General features: G+C 34.4%; 16 protein-coding genes and 1 pseudogene. 4 read left to right on the plus strand and 13 right to left on the minus strand.

Annotation, left to right across the window (positions count from 1 at the left end; translation table 11 throughout):
* Positions 1 to 27: 27 nt before the first annotated feature.
* The 7 genes from OOL05_RS02880 to hemJ form a co-directional block, all read right to left on the minus strand.
* Complete coding sequence (locus tag OOL05_RS02880) at positions 28 to 2,964, minus strand: DUF3971 domain-containing protein (RefSeq protein ID WP_264730722.1); 2,937 nt, start codon at positions 2,962 to 2,964, stop codon at positions 28 to 30.
* A complete protein-coding gene (gene rnhA, locus OOL05_RS02885; protein WP_010401349.1) occupies positions 2,957 to 3,394 on the minus strand; it encodes a ribonuclease HI in 438 nt (145 codons plus the stop codon). Before rnhA ends, OOL05_RS02880 begins: the two co-directional genes overlap by 8 nt.
* A gap of 175 nt (positions 3,395 to 3,569) precedes the next feature.
* Entirely contained in the window at positions 3,570 to 4,457 is an 888-nt protein-coding gene (locus OOL05_RS02890) for a heme o synthase (RefSeq protein ID WP_010401351.1), read from the minus strand.
* Position 4,458: 1 nt separating this feature from the next.
* Positions 4,459 to 6,009 (minus strand): cytochrome c oxidase subunit I, encoded by a 1,551-nt coding sequence (gene ctaD / locus OOL05_RS02895; RefSeq protein ID WP_139686463.1) that lies wholly within the window; start codon positions 6,007 to 6,009, stop codon positions 4,459 to 4,461.
* 15 nt (positions 6,010 to 6,024) lie between these two features.
* Entirely contained in the window at positions 6,025 to 6,789 is a 765-nt protein-coding gene (coxB, locus tag OOL05_RS02900) for a cytochrome c oxidase subunit II (RefSeq protein WP_264730726.1), read from the minus strand.
* 556 nt (positions 6,790 to 7,345) lie between these two features.
* Positions 7,346 to 8,857, minus strand: coding sequence for an HlyD family type I secretion periplasmic adaptor subunit (locus OOL05_RS02905; protein WP_264730728.1), 1,512 nt, complete (start codon positions 8,855 to 8,857; stop codon positions 7,346 to 7,348).
* A gap of 154 nt (positions 8,858 to 9,011) precedes the next feature.
* A complete protein-coding gene (hemJ, locus tag OOL05_RS02910; RefSeq protein ID WP_264704404.1) occupies positions 9,012 to 9,440 on the minus strand; it encodes a protoporphyrinogen oxidase HemJ in 429 nt (142 codons plus the stop codon).
* 65 nt (positions 9,441 to 9,505) lie between these two features.
* On the opposite strand from hemJ, the gene pdhA reads away from it, so the two are divergent.
* A complete protein-coding gene (gene pdhA / locus OOL05_RS02915; RefSeq protein ID WP_108784629.1) occupies positions 9,506 to 10,486 on the plus strand; it encodes a pyruvate dehydrogenase (acetyl-transferring) E1 component subunit alpha in 981 nt (326 codons plus the stop codon).
* A gap of 205 nt (positions 10,487 to 10,691) precedes the next feature.
* Positions 10,692 to 12,122 (plus strand): Asp-tRNA(Asn)/Glu-tRNA(Gln) amidotransferase subunit GatB, encoded by a 1,431-nt coding sequence (gene gatB, locus OOL05_RS02920; RefSeq protein ID WP_264730730.1) that lies wholly within the window; start codon positions 10,692 to 10,694, stop codon positions 12,120 to 12,122.
* A gap of 213 nt (positions 12,123 to 12,335) precedes the next feature.
* On the opposite strand, the gene OOL05_RS02925 is transcribed toward gatB, so the two are convergent.
* The 4 genes from OOL05_RS02925 to OOL05_RS02940 form a co-directional block, all read right to left on the minus strand.
* Complete coding sequence (locus tag OOL05_RS02925) at positions 12,336 to 13,256, minus strand: tyrosine recombinase XerC (protein ID WP_264730732.1); 921 nt, start codon at positions 13,254 to 13,256, stop codon at positions 12,336 to 12,338.
* 2 nt (positions 13,257 to 13,258) lie between these two features.
* A complete protein-coding gene (gene lpdA / locus OOL05_RS02930; RefSeq protein ID WP_010401379.1) occupies positions 13,259 to 14,638 on the minus strand; it encodes a dihydrolipoyl dehydrogenase in 1,380 nt (459 codons plus the stop codon).
* The gene (locus OOL05_RS02935) at positions 14,631 to 15,740 is read right to left on the minus strand and encodes an outer membrane protein assembly factor BamB family protein (RefSeq protein WP_264730734.1); all 1,110 of its coding nucleotides are present in this window, start codon (positions 15,738 to 15,740) and stop codon (positions 14,631 to 14,633) included. Before OOL05_RS02935 ends, lpdA begins: the two co-directional genes overlap by 8 nt.
* Before the next feature lie 84 nt (positions 15,741 to 15,824).
* Positions 15,825 to 16,007 (minus strand): hypothetical protein, encoded by a 183-nt coding sequence (locus OOL05_RS02940; protein WP_264730736.1) that lies wholly within the window; start codon positions 16,005 to 16,007, stop codon positions 15,825 to 15,827.
* A gap of 62 nt (positions 16,008 to 16,069) precedes the next feature.
* Between OOL05_RS02940 and OOL05_RS02950 the strand changes: the two genes are divergently transcribed.
* Complete coding sequence (locus tag OOL05_RS02950; RefSeq protein ID WP_458694718.1) at positions 16,070 to 17,362, plus strand: cbb3-type cytochrome c oxidase subunit I; 1,293 nt, start codon at positions 16,070 to 16,072, stop codon at positions 17,360 to 17,362.
* Positions 17,363 to 17,479: 117 nt separating this feature from the next.
* On the opposite strand, the gene OOL05_RS02955 is transcribed toward OOL05_RS02950, so the two are convergent.
* Positions 17,480 to 18,133: a hypothetical protein gene (locus OOL05_RS02955; RefSeq protein ID WP_264730738.1), complete on the minus strand. Its 654-nt coding sequence runs from the start codon at positions 18,131 to 18,133 to the stop codon at positions 17,480 to 17,482.
* 109 nt (positions 18,134 to 18,242) lie between these two features.
* Positions 18,243 to 18,660: pseudogene (tnpA, locus tag OOL05_RS06830) on the minus strand (IS200/IS605 family transposase).
* Positions 18,661 to 18,792: 132 nt separating this feature from the next.
* Between tnpA and OOL05_RS02965 the strand changes: the two are divergent.
* On the plus strand, positions 18,793 to 21,357 hold the full coding sequence (locus OOL05_RS02965) for a valine--tRNA ligase (RefSeq protein ID WP_264375611.1): 2,565 nt from the start codon (positions 18,793 to 18,795) through the stop codon (positions 21,355 to 21,357).
* The last annotated feature ends 33 nt before the right edge of the window (positions 21,358 to 21,390 follow it).

Genomic DNA, 21,390 nt, shown 5'->3' on the forward strand with positions numbered 1-21,390 from the left:
AACATCAATAAACAACTTTTCTTCTGGTCATATTGAGCTAAATTTCTTCTTCAAACTACCTTTTAAAATGCTTTTATTAGTTTTTGTCATAATACGATCAAATACTCCTAATAACCTCTTAAGTAAGCTTGGGGTTAGCGAAGAGATAGGATTAACAGATACGTTGTTGTTTTTATCATCACCATTTGCTTTGTAGTCTATTGAAATAATCCCCCTACTCTTCCCACCAGTCAGAAGTTTTCCGATTATAGGGATTTTCAACAAAGATTTGTTAATTGAGTATGCCGGTATTACTTGTCCTTCAACCTGGAATTTATAACCCTTAATATCGAGCGTACCACTAGTGCTAATGCCTAGTTCCGCTCCTTCAAGCCAAGATTCTTCAATTTCAACAGTGCCATCTTTATATGAAAAAGGTGCATTACACTTATAAAAATGTACACCTTCGTTCTTTATAGCATTTACAATACCAGGCAGTGAAGACATTGATAATAAAGTGGTAAGCAGTGGAGCATCTTTGATATAGAAATTGCTGATAGATAACATACCATAATGTTCTCCATTTTCTCTCTTAGAAGATAGATAAAGAGATAATTTGCCATTTTTAACTGATTTACCAATACCTAAAGAACGCAAAAGCATACCTGAATTATCCGAATATATTTCAAGCCCTATTTCACTATGTTCTACTAGTATATTACTGTTATCTTCTAAAAACTGTCCTGTGAATTGACTTCCACTACAATCACCTTTAGCACAAGTTACATTTAGCTTAGCATCTTTTATGATAATTCCTTCTTTCATAATTATATTATCAACATTCATAGTAACTTCTATTTTGTTATTTAATCGATTACTATCTTTGCCAAGTAAACCTAACACATCACTTAAGTTGATTTTCTCACCGTGAATAGTTATGGCATTTTTCTCCTTACCTGATTCAATTTCTATACTAAAATTATTATCAGGTAATTTAAAGTTGCTAGAATTTAAATATAGATTTCCATTTTCTACTCTTCCGCTGAATTTTATGTCTAGATCATTTCCTACAACGTCTAGTTTGTCTATTAGCAACTTACCTGCTCCTTTTAGCCTTGTAGAAAATAAAACTTCATTGTGATCTTCAAAATGGTTTTTCCACCCTAAGTAGCTTGAACGCAACTCGAGCTCTGATAAATCTATATTACCATTAACGTACCCTGTTTTGTCTTGATACATTACTGACTCTATATTTGCATTGATATAACCATCACCGAAATTAAGTATTTGAGCAGGTAAATCTCCAGTCAAACTCCAGGCAAAATTTTCATTTTTATTGCTACTTTTGAGGTCAAATAGAAGCTGTGTATTATTCACCATACCACTGCCATTTAACTCTATAAAGTCACTCCCAAAATCGAGCTTAATATCATACTTACCAAAACTTCCATTATACACCACCAAATTATCAATTTCAGAATGAAATTTGGCCGAAAAATCTACTTTTTTATCACTAGAGTTTAGATTAAAAATGCGAAAATTGAATACAGACTTTGCTATTCCACCTACTTTATCTCTTTCAAGTTTTACCACATCATCCAGCTTAAATCTTATAGGCTCATATAACCCATAAGCATCACTTACAGCCTGACCATTAATGGTAAGAACAGAATCTTCTTTATTGAGAGAGTTCATTTCAATATGACCACTATTGATAGTAAAATTCTGAAACTTAGCTCTATTTACAATAATTTTGAGATTGTTATCCTTGAGAGTTAACTCACCGTTCAACTTCTCCACTCGTTCAAAATCCTCATCAAATTGAACGCTGCCATTTTCTATATCAGCAACGATTACAATACCTGACAGATCATCATTTATTAAACTATCGATTTTACCGTTAAAACTTATAATTGTATTTATAATATTCCCATCAATATTATTACAATACCACTTTCTAAATTCATTGTTCACTAGACCATCTGGTACATAAGTACATAAATCTTTTGCAACAAGTTTACTAATATTAACTCTAAGCAAAGCATGATTTGTGCCAAAGTTCATTTTGCCAATCAAAGAAAGGTAAGTATCATTTAACTTAAAATGAAAGTTTTTTACGCTAATGATTTCATCACTATATGTCAAATTTACATTTACATTAGTCAAGGCTAAGTTTTTACCTGAGTGACTCTCTGTATTTAACACGTATATGTTTCCATCCATAACTTCATCCTTTCCATTAATTCTCATTGAGAAGTTCCCTTTGAACCCTATTTCTTTGTCCAAATTGTAACTTTTAACTAGTGTGGAAAACTCGTTAAATAGCCCCAACTTTAGGTTATAAAATGTTCCATACAAATTTAACAAATTATTGCGATTTTTTATCATAATAGATAAATCATCTAGAATCCCCTTTTTATCTTTTGTATGAACACGAATATCCAAAACATTAAAATTTTCCTCCTTTCCTACATATACTTTATCAATGAAGAATTCACCTTCCGTGCTTTTATTGACAGCAATGTTAGTAATTTCAATCCTTGAGTCTGCATTTAAGTAGAAAAAAATTTTTCTTATTGTCTTCAGCAGATTTTTTGTACTACTCATCTTATCTGTCATTACAGATGTTGTTATTCCTCTGGTCTCTTCCTTCTTGATATATATGTGTACATTACCAGCTAAAACCTGAGAGAACTTTTTGGAACTTAACTTAAAGTGTACGAAAAGCTCAGGAACTTCTATGGTAAAGTCAGGATTTGTTATTTTTAAATCTGTAATGACTAGCTTGCCATCTTTCTGCCAAATAACCGAGGTACTCTCCATGCTGACATCCGAATTGGTAAATATCTTTAATATTTTTTTCTTTATATAAAAATTAATATAACTAATATTGATTTCTAAAGGACCTTCCCCTTTAAAAGGGATAAAGAAGCAGAATATAAATAATAAAATTATAGAAAATGATAGAGCTATTTTTTTAAGCATCGATTATTGCTTTTCTTGCTAAGCTGTCGGCTTCTTCATTGTATTTATCACCATTATGCGCTTTCACCCACTTCCAGTTAATCTCATGTTGCAAAGCAACATCGTCTAATTCTTTCCATAATTCTATATTTTTTACTGACTTCTTATTACTTGTCTTCCAGCCGTTCATTTTCCACTTATTTATCCATTCTGTTATACCGTATTTAATATAGAGGCTATCCGTATACAAACTGATATTACAAGGAAATTTTAATACCTTCAGTCCATTGATCACTGCTGTTAACTCCATTTTATTATTTGTAGTATTTTCTTCTCTACCACAGATGTTCTTTCTATGATTTTGAAATAATATGATTGCTGCCCACCCTCCTGTCCCTGGGTTACCAGAGCATGCTCCATCTGTGTATATTGTCACTTCCTTTTTCTTCATCTTTAACTGTAGTGAATTAATAAAGTATATCGTTGCTTCTATAAAATCACAATTTTTATAGATATAGAGGCAATTTAAGCCGCACCTTTAAATTTTATTATGGAAATAAAAAAAAGTGCTACAACGAGCATTATTAGAAGAGAAAGTAAAAGATAGTTTTTATGTTCTTTCATGGTTAAAACAAATCAATAGAGCAGTAAATAACGCTGGCAAACAGAGAAAATAGATAAGAAATCGAATAAGAAAACATTTTTTTCTGCGAGCTATGACTCTTAAGCCTTATAACGGATGCAGCAAACCAAATAAAAACACACCCTTCAATAATTGCCATACTGAGGTAAAATAGAGCCTTTTTCAAAAATAGTGCTGGAAGTAAGCTAGTTAATACGAGTAACACGCTATAGATTAATATATATTTCCTCGTTTTTTCTGGACCATAAACGATATTGAACATTGGAATCGATGCTTTTGTATAATCTTCAGATCTATTTAAGGATAGAGCCCAAAAATGTGGTGGAGTCCACATAAAAATTATTAAAAATAGAATACAACTTTCCCAGCTTACAGAGTCAGTTACAACCGCCCAGCCAATCATTGGAGGAAAAGCACCTGCTGCACCACCAATAACAATATTCTGCGGAGTACGCCTTTTGAGCCAAATTGTATACACAAAAACATAAAATAATATGCTAATTGCAAGCAAAGCAGCAGAAACATAGTTCACTGCTATTGCCATGATAAATACTGACAATATTCCAAGAGTTATGCCAAATTCAAGCGCGCTTTCTGCAGAAACTCTACCTGAAGGTATAGGGCGGTTTTTTGTTCTCTCCATAAGCAAGTCTATATCTCTGTCATACCACATATTTATTGCACCTGCAGATCCTGAACCAAGAGCAATGCACATAAGAGATATTAGTGCAAGGAAAGGATGAATGCTACCTGGTGCAGCAACCATTCCAGCAATTGCAGTAAACACTACAAGGTACATTATCCTTGGCTTCAGCAAATGCCAAAAATCCAGTATTGTTGATTCAACATTTAGCAAAACACTTGTGTACATTCTATTTTATCACTGGTGGTTTTTCAAAAGTATGAAAAGGCGGTGGTGAAGATACCGTCCATTCTAAAGTGTCACCTTCCCAAGGATTATCTCCAGTTTTTTTGCCCCACTTAAAGAGATGTATAACTATAAATACAAAAAACATAACTGAAAGAAAGGACATATATGAGCCAATTGAGGATATATAATTCCAAGGGATAAACGCGTCGGGATAATCAGGTATACGCCTTGGCATACCTGCTAATCCCAGGAAATGCTGGGGTAAGAAAGTGACATTGGTGCTAATAAAAGTGAGCCAAAAGTGTATCTTTCCTAAACACTCGTTATATTGCTTACCTGACATTTTGCCTATCCAATAATAAAAACCGGCGAAAGCTCCAAATAATGCAGCAAGCGACATGACATAGTGAAAGTGAGCAACGACATAATAGGTATCGTGCAAAAGCTTATCTATTCCACCGTGAGAAAGAATTATTCCGGTTATACCACCTCCAACAAACATGAAAATAAAACCTAATGCAAACAGCATTGGTGTCTTCAATTCAATCGCTCCACCCCACATAGTTGCAATCCAACTAAAGACTTTTACACCAGTTATAACACCAATGAAAATTGTGCTAGTGCTAAAAAATATAGCAGCATCCTCGCTAAGCCCAACAGTAAACATATGGTGAGCCCAAACCATGAAGCCAAACGTTGCTATTCCTATCATGGCATAAACCATTCCCATATAACCAAATACTGGCCTATGAGAAAAAGTTGACACAATCTGACTGATGATACCAAATGCAGGAAAAATAATTATGTAAACTTCTGGATGACCAAAAAACCAAAACAGATGTTGAAATAACACAGGATCACCACCACCAGCAGGATCAAAAAAGGAGGTACCTATATTACGATCAGTGAGCAGCATAGTTATAGCACCAGCAAGTACCGGTAAGGCAACAATTAACATAAATGACGTGAGTAAAATAGACCAAACAAATAGTGGTATCTTAGTTAGTGACATACCTTTTGCACGCATATTGAATATGGTAACTATAAAGTTGATCGCCCCAACAATTGATGACATACCAGCAATATGAAGTGCAAGTATAGCAAGATCAACTCCTGCACTTGGGTGGGACATAATTTGCGACAAAGGTGGGTATAAAGTCCATCCTGTTCCAGGACCTTCGCCAGCAAATACCGAGAGGATAAGCAAAATAAAAGATGAAACTAACAACCAAAAACTTAAATTATTCATACGAGGAAATGCCATATCTGGTGCACCAATCATGAGAGGTACGAACCAATTACCAAATCCTCCCATTAAGGCTGGCATTATCATAAAAAACACCATTATTACCGCATGCCCTGTAATCATTACGTTATATAGCTGGTAATTATTGTTAAGTATATTAATGTGCATTAGCTGAGTACGAATAATTACCGATAATAATCCACCAATAATTCCAGCTAATATGGAAAAAATAATGTATAGTGTCCCTATATCTTTGTGATTAGTAGAAAACAGCCAACGTCTTATACCTTTTGGTACATCACTCATATCTATACTCCAAACTTAACTTACTAATTTTTTATCTTCAATCCACTTATTAAAATCTTCTTTACTCACTGCTTCAACAACAATTGGCATAAATCCATGACCTTGACCACATAGTTCATAACATTGCCCATAATAAATACCGGGCTTTGTAACGTTAAACCATGCTTCATTCAGCCTACCTGGTATTGCATCAATTTTTATACCAAAAGCCGGTATTCCCCAGCTATGTATTACATCTCCTGCTGTCACTTGTAAACGAATATTAGTATTGATAGGTAAAATAACGTTATTATCAACAGAGAATAGTTTTAAATCTCTTTCGGTAAAGTCTTCTTTTCCTTTTATATAGCTGTCAAATGAAATACTTTGATATTCTGGGTACTGGTAACTCCAATACCATTGATGACCAATAACTTTTAGTGTTATGTCAGCTTTTGGCACTTTCTCCTGTAGTTTAATTAATTCAGCATTTTTAAAAGCCAATACCCCAACAATAATCGTTGGTATAACAAACCAGATAATTTCTACAAAGATATTATGAGTTATTTTACTGACATTTTTCACTTTGCTCTTACGAAAGCGAAATACTACATAAGCAAGCAGGGCCCATACAAAAAGCATAATTGCAATCATTACACTCATCACAAACGAATGTGACTTAACTACAGCCTCCATTATCTCAGTTGCAGGCGCAGGAAATCCAAATTGCCAAGAAGTAGGAGCAGAAGCAATTGATATGTTTGAGTAAAACATTATCAATAATGCAAATAACTTCACCATATTTTTTGCTGTAAAACTAACTGTATAATAATATATATACACTTACTATGCAAACAGAGATTATAGAATGTACAAAAGTGTTTTGCTAAATATTGAATCAAAAGTAAATGATGATTAATGTTTTTTTAGCATTTAATAAATATACTAATACGATACTAACTTGAGGAAAAAGCATTTACATGAATCTATTTTAACTTAAAATATTATAATATTTTAAGTTAAGTATTTACTTTAAGGAAGTTCTATAATAAGTTTAATAGTGTCTGTTATTGCTAATAACCCTCTAGCCTCACACCTAAAAGCAGTAACAGACACTATTAAACTTTAGGTAAGTTTGCCTATTTATAATTCATTAAGGTAAAAATCTTACTAATTCCTTTAATTCTATTATACAGCTGAGTTTACTAATTAACCTTTAATGTTTACGTTAGCATTTGCATCTTAAATCAAAGATTTACATATTATAGAAAATAATTATAAAATAATACACTACTTGTGTGTAAATTTTTTTGCATATCAAACTCTGTAAACAAATTTTTTAGAAAAGCAAAATAAATTATCTCTCTATGAAAGATCTATCGAATGTTGCAATTATAGGTGTAAACAAGAACGATAAAAGAGTGCGGGATTGAGTAACTATATATACTTCTGCTGGCATACCAGGATATAGGTATACGTTTTTAAATTGAGCAAGTTCTGATTTTGGTATCACCACTCGCACTGAATAATAACGCCCCATCCTTGGATCATCAAGAGCATCAGGGGAAATATGGTTTACTATACCGTTAATTAAACTTAAGCGACGTGCACTATAAGCGCTCAGCCTTACTTTAACTTTTAGCCCTTCTAGTCCGTCGATAGAGACTATATTGCTATCTTTCTTTTTTGCTGACAGTATCTCTTCTATGTTTCTGGTTAGAACTTTAGCATCTATTATTAGATCATCATCTGATGGTACTATACTCATGATTGGAACTCCAGATTGTATAACACCACCTTCAGTGTGGTATCTTATATCTGTAACTATACCATCTTGAGGTGATTTAATTATTGTACGTGCTAACGAATCTTCAGCAACCATCAGCCTCTCTTTTAAGTCTGCAATAGATGTATTGACTTCCTTAAGCTCAGCATTTGCTCTTTCTTGAGCATCATTCTTCACATTTATAATCTCTAACTCATTTTCTCCAATCTTTTGCTGTACTTGAGATATTGCAGAACGGTAATGTCCAACTCTACCCTCAATTTCAGCAAACTGTTTTTCTAAAGCTAAAATGTGTGGTTTGCTTATATGGCCACTATCAAGTAATTGTCTTTTTGTTTCTAACTCCTCAGTTATCAAGTCATATTGCTTATGGGCTGCATTTAGTTGAAAATTTAGCCCTGCTAATTCATCATTTAACTGCTTTATACGTTGTTGCAGTATGTCAGTTTTTCCTAATATACTCTTTCTCTGAGAGTTGAACAACTTTACCTGATTCTTTATCGCTTTATTTACAAGTTCATCGTTAGATAATCTTTTAACCTCATCAGAAAATTCTAGCGTATCTAAGTCTCCCCTAATTGCAATAAGTCTTGCTTCAGTTGCCAAAAGTGATAAGAGTTTTTCTTTAATTATACTCAAATTTGCCTTTTCGTTAACATCACTTAATAAAACTAAAGGCTCATCTTTTTTAACTGTTTGACCTTCTTTTACTAAAATTTTGCTTATTATTCCCCCACCCAAGTGTTGCACTATTTTTCTATTTGAAGAGACAATAACTTCTCCACTTGCATGCACTGCTCCGTCAATTGGAGCTATAGCCGACCAAATACCACCTATTCCAAAAAAGATGAATATCACCACTAAACCAAAAAATAGTGGTCCCCATGTGACTTTTAGGACTTCATTTGCGTTATTACTCTCACGTTTAAAAATAAAATTTATCATCGCATCAATCCATGCGAACGTCTTATCCAAAAATTGATATTTCTTCTTTCTATTTCCTGCCCTTTGCATATCTATATCATCACTACCAATCAGGCCTGTCAAAGAAAGTCCAGCACTAAGCTTTTTTAACTTACTCATTATAATACTACTGCGAATTCTTGTTAATCAGGATAACACACAAAAACAAAGAATCTATATCTTAAGTACTCTACTTAGACTATGGAACATCAGAATAAACTATTTAGTAACAATTCTTATACTCTATTGAATGGTTCAGCATTAGGCTAGAAAATCAAAAAGGTTTTACAATAACCATAATAACTATAATTATTATTAACACTGTTACTGCTTCGTTTAAAACACGAAAATAAACGTGAGTTTTCTTATTCAAGCCCACTACAAAATTTTTCCTATGCTTTGCAAGTAGGAAATGAATAGCAAACATTAAGAATAATGCTAGCGCTTTTACATGAAACCACCCTTCGTGATATGGTTCCCTAATAATCATTAGCATAATTCCAAAACTAAGGGAGAAAAGCATTGCAGGGTTTATGATATATCTAAGGAGTCTCTTCTCCATTATTTGAAGTAAGCTGTCATTTTCTGACCCTGGTTTTACAGATGCATGGTAAACATAAAGCCTTGGCAAATAGAGCATACCTGCCACCCACATAATTACAGAGATAACGTGAAAAGCTTCAAACCAGTGATAGTAGTCCATATAGATAGTATTATAAAATGTTAAAAATTTCTGGTATGATCTCAATTTAATAAAAGAAAGTCAATATGAAAGCAGAAAATTTCACTAAAGAACAGGTGATTGGATTCTACAGAAAAATGCTTCTCATACGCAGATTTGAGGAAAAAGCAGGACAATTATACGGAATGGGATTAATAGGCGGATTCTGTCACTTATCAATAGGGCAAGAAGCAGTTGCAGTTGGGACTCAAGCTGCATCAAAATCTGGTGATGCTTTTATCACAAGCTATAGAGACCATGGCTTAATGCTTGCATGTAATTCTGATCCGAATGTTGTGATGGCAGAACTAACCGGCAAAGAAACAGGGTGTTCAAAAGGCAAAGGTGGCTCCATGCACATATTTGATGTTGAAAAAAATTTCTTTGGTGGACATGGAATAGTAGGTGCACAAGTCCCAATTGGCACAGGAATAGCATTTGCTAATAAATACAAGAAAAAAGATAACGTTGTATTCACATATTTTGGTGACGGTGCTGCAAATCAAGGACAAGTATATGAATCATTTAATATGGCATCTTTGTGGAAGTTACCTGTGGTTTATATCATAGAAAATAACGAATACGCAATGGGAACTTCTGTACAAAGATCAACTTTAGTAACTGAACTATATAAAAGAGGAGAGAGTTTTGGTATTCCTGGAAAACAAGTTGATGGAATGGATTTTTTCTCTGTCTATGAGTTAACAAGTGAAATAGCTGAGCACGTACGTGGGGGAAAAGGACCTATCTTGCTTGAAATGAAGACATATCGATATCGTGGACATTCAATGTCAGATCCTGCTACTTATCGCTCAAAAGAAGAAGTTGAAGATATGAAGCAAAATCATGATCCTATAAGCACCCTAAAGCAGTATATAACAGACAATAAAATCGCTTCTGATGAAGAATGCAAAGCTATTGATAAGGAAATACGAGATTTAGTAAAAAAGTCAGAAGATTTTGCTAAAAATAGTAAAGAGCCAGGCATTGATGAACTATATACTGATGTTTATAAATTTGTTAGCTAATCAGTTGCCATCAAAATTATGTTTTGGCCTACTATAGATATTTTTTGGCAGCACTTAACTTTATTATATAACAGCCTAGTCAATAGAAACTGTAGTAACTCTTATATTATTGATATACACCGCTCTTGGATCATAGGTTAAATGAGTTTTATTTGACTTTTTGTGCTAGTTTGCAGAATATAAAGTTATTAATTGAATAAAATACATGACAAAAGAAAACTGGGAGACAGTAATTGGACTTGAGGTACACGCTCAGGTTTCTTCTAAGACAAAGCTATTTTCTAGTTCACTAACGGAATTTGGCACTGAGCACAATACTCAAGTTTCTCTAGTTGATGCAGCAATGCCAGGTACATTGCCAATATTAAATTATTTCTGCATAGAGCAAGCAATATGCACCGGACTTGCAATTTCTGCAGAAATTAATAAATGCTCTTACTTTGACCGGAAAAATTATTTTTATCCCGATTTACCACAAGGTTATCAAATAACCCAGTTCTTTGAGCCAATAGTTAAAAATGGCAAAGTTTTTATCAAAAATAATGAAAAAGAAATAAGAATCGCAAGAATTCACTTAGAGCAAGATGCAGGAAAGAGTATTCATGAAGAAAGCAAAACTTACATAGATTTAAATCGTGCAGGTGTTGCTTTAATGGAAATTGTTTCAGAGCCAGATCTTCGTTCATCTGCAGAAGCTGCAGAATTCATGAAAAAATTGAGGCAGATTTTGCGTTACATCGGTTCATGTGATGGTGATATGGAAAAGGGGTCACTTCGCTGTGATGCAAATGTTTCTGTTCGCCCAAAGGGCAGTAGCACATTTGGCACTCGTTGTGAAATAAAAAACTTAAATTCAATACGTTATATTGTACAAGCTATAGATTATGAAGCACAAAGGCAGATCAAAATTTTGGAAAGCGGAGGAGAAATAAGTCAAGATACCTTATTGTTTGATGTCACTTTAGGAAAAACAAAAGTGATGAGAAGCAAAGAAGATTCAAGTGACTATAGATATTTCCCTGAACCTGATTTGCTACCTGTTGAAATAAGCCAAGACAAAATTGATTCTATTAAATCATCTTTACCCGAGTTGCCAGATCAAAAAAAACTTCGATACATAGAGGAATTAGGTATCAATGAATATGATGCAGACGTTATCACTTCTGATAAAGAAATTGCCGATTATTTTGAAAAATTAGCAAAAAAGCATGATTCAAAGATTGCAGTTACCTGGTTAACCGTCGAGCTTTTCGGTCGTTTAAACAAAGCAAATATTGATATTGTTAGCTCCCCAATTAAAGCAAATGCTTTGTCAGAACTCTTAGATTTTATCGTTGATGGAACAATCTCTGCTAAACTTGGCAAACAAGTATTCGATAGTATGTTTGAAACTGGCAAACCTGCATCTTTAATTATAGAAGAGCAGGACCTAAAGCAAATAACCGATAGAGATCAAATATCGGAAATTATCGACACAATCGTCAATAACAACCAAGATAAAGTTCAAGAATATAAAAGCGGTAAAACAAGATTATACGGATTCTTTGTTGGCGAAGTTATGAAATCCACTAAGGGAAAAGCCAGCCCTGATGTCGTAAACTTGGTTTTGAGTGAAAAATTAAAATTGAGTGCCTAGGTGTACGGTCCCAGATCTTTTGCTATTTGCTTGACTTGTTTCTTTACATAGCTTCTAATTTAAATTCTGCTGTCTATTCTCTTTCATTCATAACCTTTTGCAAAACGTTTTTGCTTTCTTCTCTGCTGGTCACTATTGCTTATATAAAGCAAGTATAGTACTGAATGATGTTGCAAGCACTCAGTTCGGCAATATTATCGATTTAAGACGAAGTTAAGATTTCGATTTTTCATTCAAACTCTTCTGAAAGTTTTTATACATATTGAAGACATCTTGATAATTTAGGTGAGTGTAAACTTGAGTAGTTTCAAGGCTTGAGTGGCCAAGCAGCTGTTGTATTGATCTTATGTCAATATCTTCCTGAAGCAAATGAGTAGCAAAACTATGGCGAAATGCATGTGGAGATAAAATTTCTGGTAAGTTTAAAAATCTTCTTATTTTTTGCAAACGATTAGCAACATAAGTTCTTCCCAATTTTTTTCCTCTTACCCCCACAAAAAGATGTCCCGCTTCGTCAAAGTGGGGACAAGCTTTTATATATTTTTGTATACACTTTTTTACTACTGGAAGAATAAATACCTGCCTTTGTTTATCTCCCTTACCTGTTACTATTAAACTTTCATTGCTAATATCACTAACCTTAAGATTCAGTGCTTCAGTGATTCTTAAGCCCGTACCATATAGCAGAACGACAATTGCAATTTCTCTTTTTACCACCCAAGGCTCGCCTAGATCAGGCAATTTCATTTCTTTCAATAGAGTTTCTATGTTAGATATTGAAAGTGCTTTAGGTAGAGTTCTTCTCTGAATTGGCCTTGATAAAGAAAATACCGCTTCATTATTTATTTCATAATTGTTTTTTATATATTTGAAAAAATTTCTGATTACTGACAATGCGCGAGTGTTAGATCTCGCATTTACACCTCTTGCATAACGAGAGGTAAACCAACTTCTCAGTTCAGGTATGCTTAATTTTTCTAAAGAGCCAACATTTACTTCTTCACCAATGTGAGTATTTAGGAAATTTATAAGATCTTTGAGGTCCCTCATGTACGACTCCAAAGTGTTTGGTGAGTAAGACCTGTTGTACTTTAGCCAATCATACCATTTTTCAATGATTGAACCGAGGTCCACAGTTACTTTTTAAAGAAAGCATCGATGCACGCATCCCTAAAGGCTTCATTTATATCAGGATGAGAGTGACAAATTCTGTATATATCCTCTGCTGCTGCACCATATGCCATTGCAACCGCTGCTTCATTGATTAGCGTATCAGCGTATGCTCCTATGATATGTACACCGAGTATTGTATCTGCTTTGCTACAAGTCAGAACTTTCACGAATCCCTCAGCATCGTCAGTGACTTTTGCTCTACCGTTTGCAGCAAATTGACATTTACCAACTTTATACTTTCGACCAGCACTTTTTAGTTCTTCTTCAGTTTTACCGATTGAAGAAACTGCAGGGTGGGTGTAAATGACTGACGGTATGATTTCATAATCAACGTGAGGCAATTGCCTTGCTAGTATCTCTGCAACTGCCACCCCTTCTTCCTCAGCTTTGTGAGCAAGCATTGCTCCACCAATCACATCACCAATAGCAAATATTCCTTTTACGTTGGTTTCATAACTATTGTTGACTTTAATAAAGCCACGACTGTCTTTTTCTATTTTTTCAAGACCCTCAGAGCATGGTTTGCGTCCTGCTGCCACCAATACCTTATCCGCCTCTATAGTATTTGTTTGATTATCTTTTACAGAGCAAACTTTCACACTCAAAGAGTTACTACTTTGTTTTATTCCCTCAACTTTAGTGCTAAGTAAAAATTTTATTCCTTGTTTTTGTAGACTAGAAAGTAGAGACTTACTTAATTCTCCATCCATTGCTGCAGCGATTCTGTCAAAAAATTCTACTACAGTGACTTCAGACCCTAGCCTCCTCCATACAGAAGACATTTCAAGCCCTATTGCCCCGGCTCCGATTACGACAAGTTTTTTTGGTACTTCAGTTAAAGACAATGCACCAGTTGATGAAATAATACTTTTCTCATCGATATTAATTCCTGGCAAAGAAATAACGTCAGAACCGGTTGCAATTACTATATTTTTTGTCTTCAGCACCTTACCTTCAACTGAAACTTCAAGGTTGCCTTGATCAAAAGAAGTAATTTTTCCAAGTCCATTGATCTTAGTAATTTTGTAAAGGTTAAACAGATATTCTATGCCTTTTCCAAGTTCCTGAACTCTAGCGTCTTTATAGCCTATCATTTCTCTCAAATCGAGACTTACATCCTTAACTTTTATGCCAAGTTTTGATAGATTATTTTTCGCGCTAGCATACTGATAAGAGGAATGGAGTAATGCTTTTGATGGTATACACCCAACTCGCAAACACGTGCCACCAAAAATGCTATTTTTGTCTATACAAGCAACTTTGAGTCCAAGTTTTGCAGCAGCAATAGCGCATTTGTAACCACCTGGACCACCACCTATAATAATCAAATCATAATCAGTCATAAAAAACAAACCTATTTTCTAAAGAATAAACACCATTTCCTTCAGTCGTTATATACATCTTACCATGGGTAAATACTGGAGCATGAAACACATTACCGGGTATTTTAATTACCCTTCCTGTACTTTCAGATCCAGGAAAAGCAAATATTGAACCTTTATTACTTGTTACCCAAAGCGTATGGGCATACATAATTGGAACAAACAATTGCACATTCTCTATAAAATCAGATGTCCAAACTGTTTTTCCACTTTGTATGTCGATGCCAATTACCTTATTATCTTTAGTCACCATGAAAATTCTTCCGCCTTCTTTTTGTTTCTCTGCAGGAATAAGAGGGCTATAATATGACTCAATGTTTGATATACTTTTTACTTGTAGTGGCCTTGACCATAAAATATTTCCTGAGTTTACGTCAATGCTATAAATATAAGAGTTGCTCGTAGCTATTAAGATATTATCGTGTACTCTAGGTGTAGTAGTTACATCTGTAAGCTGTGTGTCTAAAAGATTTGTAGCTAATTTTTGGCTCCATAGTTTTTTACCTTCTTCATTAAAAGCTATTAACTCGCCATTTGAAAATGGTGCCATTATTTTATCATTAGAGACTGCTGGTGAGATGGAATATAAACCTCGAACCCCATTTATACCATTTTGATAAGCCCAAATGGGGCTGCCATCTTTTATATCAAATACATGTAGATAGTTATCAATAGTCAATACTACCAACTTATTGTTTATTACTATTGCTTTCCCTCTTGCCGGAGCTCTTAATTCTTTTTCCCATTGAATCTCCCCTGTTTTCGCATCTATTGTGTGTAGAATGTTATCCACTACAAAGAAAACATTTTCTTTGTAGCTCGATAAACTCATATTACCAATTTTTTTCCTACTTGAGAGGTATAATTTCCAATTTATAACTCTTGGGTTATCGATATCAAAGGAATATAAGGTACCGTGCTTGTCTGGTAAAATAACGCTATTTTCTGTGAGTATTGGAGCTACATATCCTTGAGATAATTTTTTATCTACTAAACTTATTCGTTCGCTTGCCATTGTATAGTTACTATACAATAACATTATCATGACAATTATTATTTTCATTATTTAGTGAAAACAAGATTCATTAATATACATACTAGAAACGTAAATCACAACGAAAATGTTCTTAATTGTGGATCAAAAGCATTAACGTAATGTCATGCCATTATGTAAAGATTCTCTTACTGTAATAATTTTTATCAAGTATTGATTAAAACACATTTCGATAGCCCAGACTAACGCTGTCAGTAATATTACCATAATATGAAATGGAAATGGAAATGGACGCAGCATTTTCACGATGAAAGATATTGTTGTAATGTCATTCATTTAAACTATGCATATCAATTTGAAAAATGTACATTGTCTTATGCTATAGTACCTAAAAGTAAATGCTCAACATACAAAATAACGCTTCACTTTGCAGGCAATGGATATTCTTGGCAGTACTTGCTCTTGCTTGCTCTGGAGTGCTGTCAATAATTGTTATTTTTCTACGATTGCCTTTTATTTCTTCTCTCATTCCTTCTGCACAATATATCTTTGATAATGCACTGGTGATACACGTAAATTTGTCAATTTTGGTATGGATGTGCTCTATAATATCTCTGCTCTTCATCATAAACTTAAAAAACACCAATCATTGGTTTAACTTCTCATGGATTCTCTCAATCCTTTCCATGCTGCTAATGTTTATATCTGCATTTGTTCCAAATACTGAAGTTATCAAAAGTAACTATATACCTGTATTACAAAACAAATTATTTTTACTTGGACTCAGTCTTTTCATTACCAGCATATTGATCAATACAGCTCTAGCCTACATATCAAATAAACAAGACTCATATCTTTCAATCGGACAAATTGGCCTGGTCATTATACTTGTGTCATCATTTCTTTGTGTTGTTTTAGCACATAAAAATATGCCTCCAGGTCTATATCACTCAGACAAGAATTTATTTTATGAATATCTCTTTTGGGGAGGCGGACATTTACTGCAGTTTGCCTTTGCTCAAGCAATGTTTTTAGTTTATTTGATCATACTGAATGCTCGCTATATTAGTCTAAATAAAATTACCATTTTACCACTATTTATAAACACAGTTTTGACCGTAGGTGCGCCGTTTATATACTTTATTTATTCGGCGGATAGTGCTGAATTGATACAGTTTTTTACCTGGCATATGAGAATTGCTGGAGCAGTTCTGCCGTGCTTTTTAACAATATTAGTATATTGCAACATAAAAACTCTGCTCAATGATAAGGGCAATTATCTTCTCCACTCGTTTGTATTGTTCATTTATGGAGGTGTGCTTGGAGTGCTAACTATTGAAGGAAATGTCACTATCCCTGCGCATTATCACGGTTCTGTGGTTGGTATTACTATAGCTTTTATGAATTTTGTCTACTGGCTGTTACCAAAATTGGGCTGTAAAGAAATAAAAAGCTCCATAGTAAGATTACAGATTTATGCATATAGCTTGGGACATTTTCTCCACATTACTGGACTTGTTTGGCTTGGTGGATATGGTGCATTAAGAAAAGTTGCAGATCTGCCAAGTATTTCATCAATGTTGGCACGTGCTTGTTTTATTACGGGTGGAGCTATATCAGTTATTGGTGGAATGTTATTCGTAATAATTGTGATTTTACATCTTCTTAAAGGCAAGGCTCGTACCAACTAACCCACAGAAACAAAACTAAAAATTTTAGTGTAAAATTACTATATTTACTTTGTACTATGGCTCAAACAACCTGCTTCAAATTTGGAAAGGCAGTGAAATGAAAAAAACTATATCAAGCTAGACTGAATTCTTATTTGCTACTCCTTGTGGTTCTTGTGTTCCATTTACTTGAGAGCTAGGTTTCATTATTAAACCACCAGCTAAGAATGCAGATACTGTTGCTATAACAACGATTAACCACATGTCCAATTTAGTTGTATGTTCAAGTGTAATATACACTACTAACCCAACAGCAAGACCAGTACTAGCAGTAGCGATGTATGTTGCTTTTTCTTTTAGTTGTTTATTTGCTTCATTTTTGACTTCTAATATTTTCTTTTCTTGCTGTGAATGCTGGATTTGAGTATTTAGTTTATTTTTTTCAGCTTTTAATTCTATATTTTCGTTCTGAGCTGTCTTCCTTGCATATTCTAAGGATCTATTTAACCGTTCAGCTCTATCCTTTTTAGTTTGTAAGTCTTTATTTTCCGCCTTTAGTTGCTCAAGCTTACCTATTTTTTGTTTCAGTTCATTCGACATTTCACTTTTTAGTCCATTTTTTATTTTGCTTTTTAATATAGCTATTGCCTCTTTCGGGCTTTTTTTAACTTCTAGTTCCAACACGTCCTCAAGCAATTCTGCTAGTTTTATTTTTTCGTTGGAGGGCAGATAGTATGGATCATATAGAGCATTAACAAGATCTTGTAAATCAGAAAATTTAAAATCAGGCATAATAAACCTCAATACTAAAAATTTATCGTGTAATACATAAAAAACTAAAATCAAGAAATTTTGTATTATAAACTCAACAACCATCACCTACAAGGTGAAGGGTTAAATTTTAATCAATTTGAAATTGATCATTGTCATGAAGTGGCTCGCCTTCCTGGATAGATATGTACTCTTGTATAACCTCGTCTGTCAGAACTTACGGCTCAATATCCACGTGCCCAAAGGTGCCTGCCCCAAAATTGCTTACTTAGACTTGCAAAATCTTGCATCAGCAACCTTGAACTTGTTCCTTTCAAAAGTTGTACAATTTTACTAACACTTTGCTGTGGTTTATATGATATAAACATATGAATATGATCTACTGCAACTTTGCCTGAGATAATTTGGATCTCATTTTCCATAGTAACCTGCCTTAGCAGCTCCCTAACTCTAACAGCAATTTGGCCTATTAGCACCCTTTTGCGATATCATACCAAGTGTACTTTCATATCGTACTTAGAGTGTGCATTATACCCATAACGTCGCATACGCGACTATTGTAACTTGTCCTTCGCCTCAAAGCGAGACAATCCCCGAAGGGGGACACTAAAATGTCAGACATTAAAATTGCTGTATTTGCTCAATTGTGCTAACTTAAAGCTTAAAACTGAAAAATATTTATGTTAGAAGAAAAGTACAGCTTTAGAGAAATTGAAAATAAATACAACATATTATGGGAAGGAAGTAAAGTTTATAAATGGAATGGTGAAGAGAATAACACTTTTACTATAGACACTCCTCCACCAACTATATCAGGAAAGTTGCACATCGGTCACATATTTAGCTATTGCCATACGGATTTTATTGCAAGGTTCCAACGTATGCTGGGGAAAGATGTGTTTTATCCAATTGGTTTTGATGATAATGGCCTTCCGACTGAAAGGTTAGTTGAGCAAACCTATAAAGTTAGTGCAAAAGAAGTTGGCAGAGAAAAATTTATAGAGATGTGCCATGAAGTTATTGAGAAGTCAAAGCAAGAATTCAAGGAGTTATTTAAATCGGTCGGCATTAGTTATGATTGGAGTTTGGAATATCACACGATCAGCAAGGAAGCTGTGGCACTTTCTCAAACGTCGTTTGTTGATCTATATAACAAAGGGTATATATATAGGAAAATGCAACCTATTCTTTGGGACCCAGTTGATAAAACCGCAATTGCGCAAGCGGAAATAGAGGATAAAGTCTTTGAGTCATCTTTGAACACGATAGTTTTTTCCACTGAAAAAAATGAGCAGATTCATATTGCAACTACGCGACCTGAGTTACTTCCTGCATGTGTTGCAGTTTTTTGTCATCCAGAAGATGCACGATATGCCCATCTGATTGGAAAAATAGCCGTAGTGCCAATTACAGAGGCAAAAGTTCCAATAATAGCTGATGATAAGGTCAAAATAGATAAAGGCACTGGGCTTGTTATGTGCTGTACATTCGGTGATGAGCTCGACATATATTGGCAGCAAAAGCATAATCTGCCGGTGACAATTATAATTGATCAGGATGGAAGGATAAACCTGCATGCAGTGTGTGATCAAAAATGGATCCCAGTGTCACGCACTGGGATGACAGGGGAGAAAGATGCCCAGTATCAAGCTACTCAGGTGACAGAGGAGACACATGCCGGTGTCATCCGAGTAGCTGACACTGGGATCCATGGACTAAAAGTTAAAGAAGCAAGAAAGAGGATCATTGAAATCCTCAGTGGAAAAGGACTTTTAATAGAAAGCACTAGCATTTCTCATTCTGTTAAATGTGCTGAAAGATCTGGTGCGCCGCTTGAAATATTACCTACTTATCAATGGTTTGTCAAGACTTTAGAGCAAAAAACTCAAGTATTAGATAAAGTGAGTAAATGTAATTGGCATCCAGAATCTATGCGTAAACGTATGGAGGTGTGGATAGAAGGGCTAAGTTGGGATTGGTGCATCTCAAGACAGCGTTATTTTGGTGTACCATTTCCAGTTTGGTATTCAAAACGTAAGGGAGAAGAAGGCAAAATCATTCTAGCTGAAGTAAAGGATTTACCTGTAGATCCACTCAAAGATTTGCCGAAAGGGTATATTAAAGAAGAAGTTACTCCAGATCAAGATGTGATGGATACTTGGGCAACAAGTGCGATCACTCCTCAATTAAGTGCACTGGCAGTAAACAGTGAGCTCGGTTTACCAAGCCATCGGTATGATAAGATATTTCCTGCAGATCTGCGCAGCCAAAGCCATGAGATAATAAGAACTTGGGCTTTTTATACGATTTTGAAGGCACATTATCATGCAGATTCACTGCCGTGGACAAATATCATGATTAGTGGTTGGTGTTTGGCTGATGATAAAAAAAAGATGAGTAAATCAAAAGGTAATATCATCACTCCTCATGTAATGCTTGAAACCTATGGAGCTGACGTAGTACGCTATTGGGCAGCAAACTCAAGACTTGGAGTTGACACAGTCTACTCTGAAAATATCTTCAAAATTGGCAAACGACTTGTTACGAAACTTTGGAATGCTAGCAAATTTGTTTCCATGTTTATGGAAAAACATCAAGCATTGAGCATAAATTCCATCAGTGAGACGATGGATAAGTGGATATTGTCCAAATTATATAAAGTGATAGAAAAAACGACGAACAACCTATTACAGTTTGAATACTGCGAAGCTTTGAGCGCAATAGAAGAATTTTTTTGGAAAGATTTTTGTGATAATTACTTAGAGTTAGTTAAAAAACGTGCATATGGAGATGCATTGGACAGCGAGGCAAACATGAGTGCGAAACAGAGTTTGGCATATGTACTCAATATTATTTTGCGGTTATTTGCACCATTTTTGCCATACATTACAGAGGAAATATATCATCAGTTGTATAGTTATAACTCCGTTCACAATAAAAGTAATTGGCCTAACAAGGAAGAACTTACCTATGATAAGTATTCTGAGGAAATGGGAGATAATTTCGTGCAGATATTAAACCTTGTGAGAAAAATAAAAGCAGATAATAACGTATCAGTTAAGCATCTTATACAAAAGTTGATGATAAAAGCGAGTGTAAAAGAGGATGAGTTAAATTATTCTGCTCAGCATGATTTGCAGTCAGTTTGCAATGCTGAAGTGATAGAATGGGTTGAGAGTACAGAAGCAGAGCTTATAACTGAGAATGGAAAATTTACTGTAAGTTTATTGATTGATGTAACTTAGCATTCGTATTACTATACTAATTATTTAGTTGTG

The sequence above is a fragment of the Wolbachia endosymbiont (group B) of Episyrphus balteatus genome (genome assembly GCF_947250575.1).
In the GTDB taxonomy this organism is placed as follows: Bacteria; Pseudomonadota; Alphaproteobacteria; order Rickettsiales; family Anaplasmataceae; genus Wolbachia.

What these genes read in the sequence shown, in the direction of transcription:
- OOL05_RS02880 (WP_264730722.1), bottom strand. Translation starts at nt 2,964, where the DNA reads ATGCTTAAAAAAATAGCTCTATCATTTTCTATAATTTTATTATTTATA.
- rnhA (WP_010401349.1), bottom strand. Translation starts at nt 3,394, where the DNA reads ATGAAGAAAAAGGAAGTGACAATATACACAGATGGAGCATGCTCTGGT.
- OOL05_RS02890 (WP_010401351.1), bottom strand. Translation starts at nt 4,457, where the DNA reads ATGTACACAAGTGTTTTGCTAAATGTTGAATCAACAATACTGGATTTT.
- ctaD (WP_139686463.1), bottom strand. Translation starts at nt 6,009, where the DNA reads ATGAGTGATGTACCAAAAGGTATAAGACGTTGGCTGTTTTCTACTAAT.
- coxB (WP_264730726.1), bottom strand. Translation starts at nt 6,789, where the DNA reads ATGGTGAAGTTATTTGCATTATTGATAATGTTTTACTCAAACATATCA.
- OOL05_RS02905 (WP_264730728.1), bottom strand. Translation starts at nt 8,857, where the DNA reads ATGAGTAAGTTAAAAAAGCTTAGTGCTGGACTTTCTTTGACAGGCCTG.
- hemJ (WP_264704404.1), bottom strand. Translation starts at nt 9,440, where the DNA reads ATGGACTACTATCACTGGTTTGAAGCTTTTCACGTTATCTCTGTAATT.
- pdhA (WP_108784629.1), top strand. Translation starts at nt 9,506, where the DNA reads ATGAAAGCAGAAAATTTCACTAAAGAACAGGTGATTGGATTCTACAGA.
- gatB (WP_264730730.1), top strand. Translation starts at nt 10,692, where the DNA reads ATGACAAAAGAAAACTGGGAGACAGTAATTGGACTTGAGGTACACGCT.
- lpdA (WP_010401379.1), bottom strand. Translation starts at nt 14,638, where the DNA reads ATGACTGATTATGATTTGATTATTATAGGTGGTGGTCCAGGTGGTTAC.
- OOL05_RS02935 (WP_264730734.1), bottom strand. Translation starts at nt 15,740, where the DNA reads ATGAAAATAATAATTGTCATGATAATGTTATTGTATAGTAACTATACA.
- OOL05_RS02940 (WP_264730736.1), bottom strand. Translation starts at nt 16,007, where the DNA reads ATGAATGACATTACAACAATATCTTTCATCGTGAAAATGCTGCGTCCA.
- OOL05_RS02950 (WP_458694718.1), top strand. Translation starts at nt 16,070, where the DNA reads ATGCTCAACATACAAAATAACGCTTCACTTTGCAGGCAATGGATATTC.
- OOL05_RS02955 (WP_264730738.1), bottom strand. Translation starts at nt 18,133, where the DNA reads ATGCCTGATTTTAAATTTTCTGATTTACAAGATCTTGTTAATGCTCTA.
- OOL05_RS02965 (WP_264375611.1), top strand. Translation starts at nt 18,793, where the DNA reads ATGTTAGAAGAAAAGTACAGCTTTAGAGAAATTGAAAATAAATACAAC.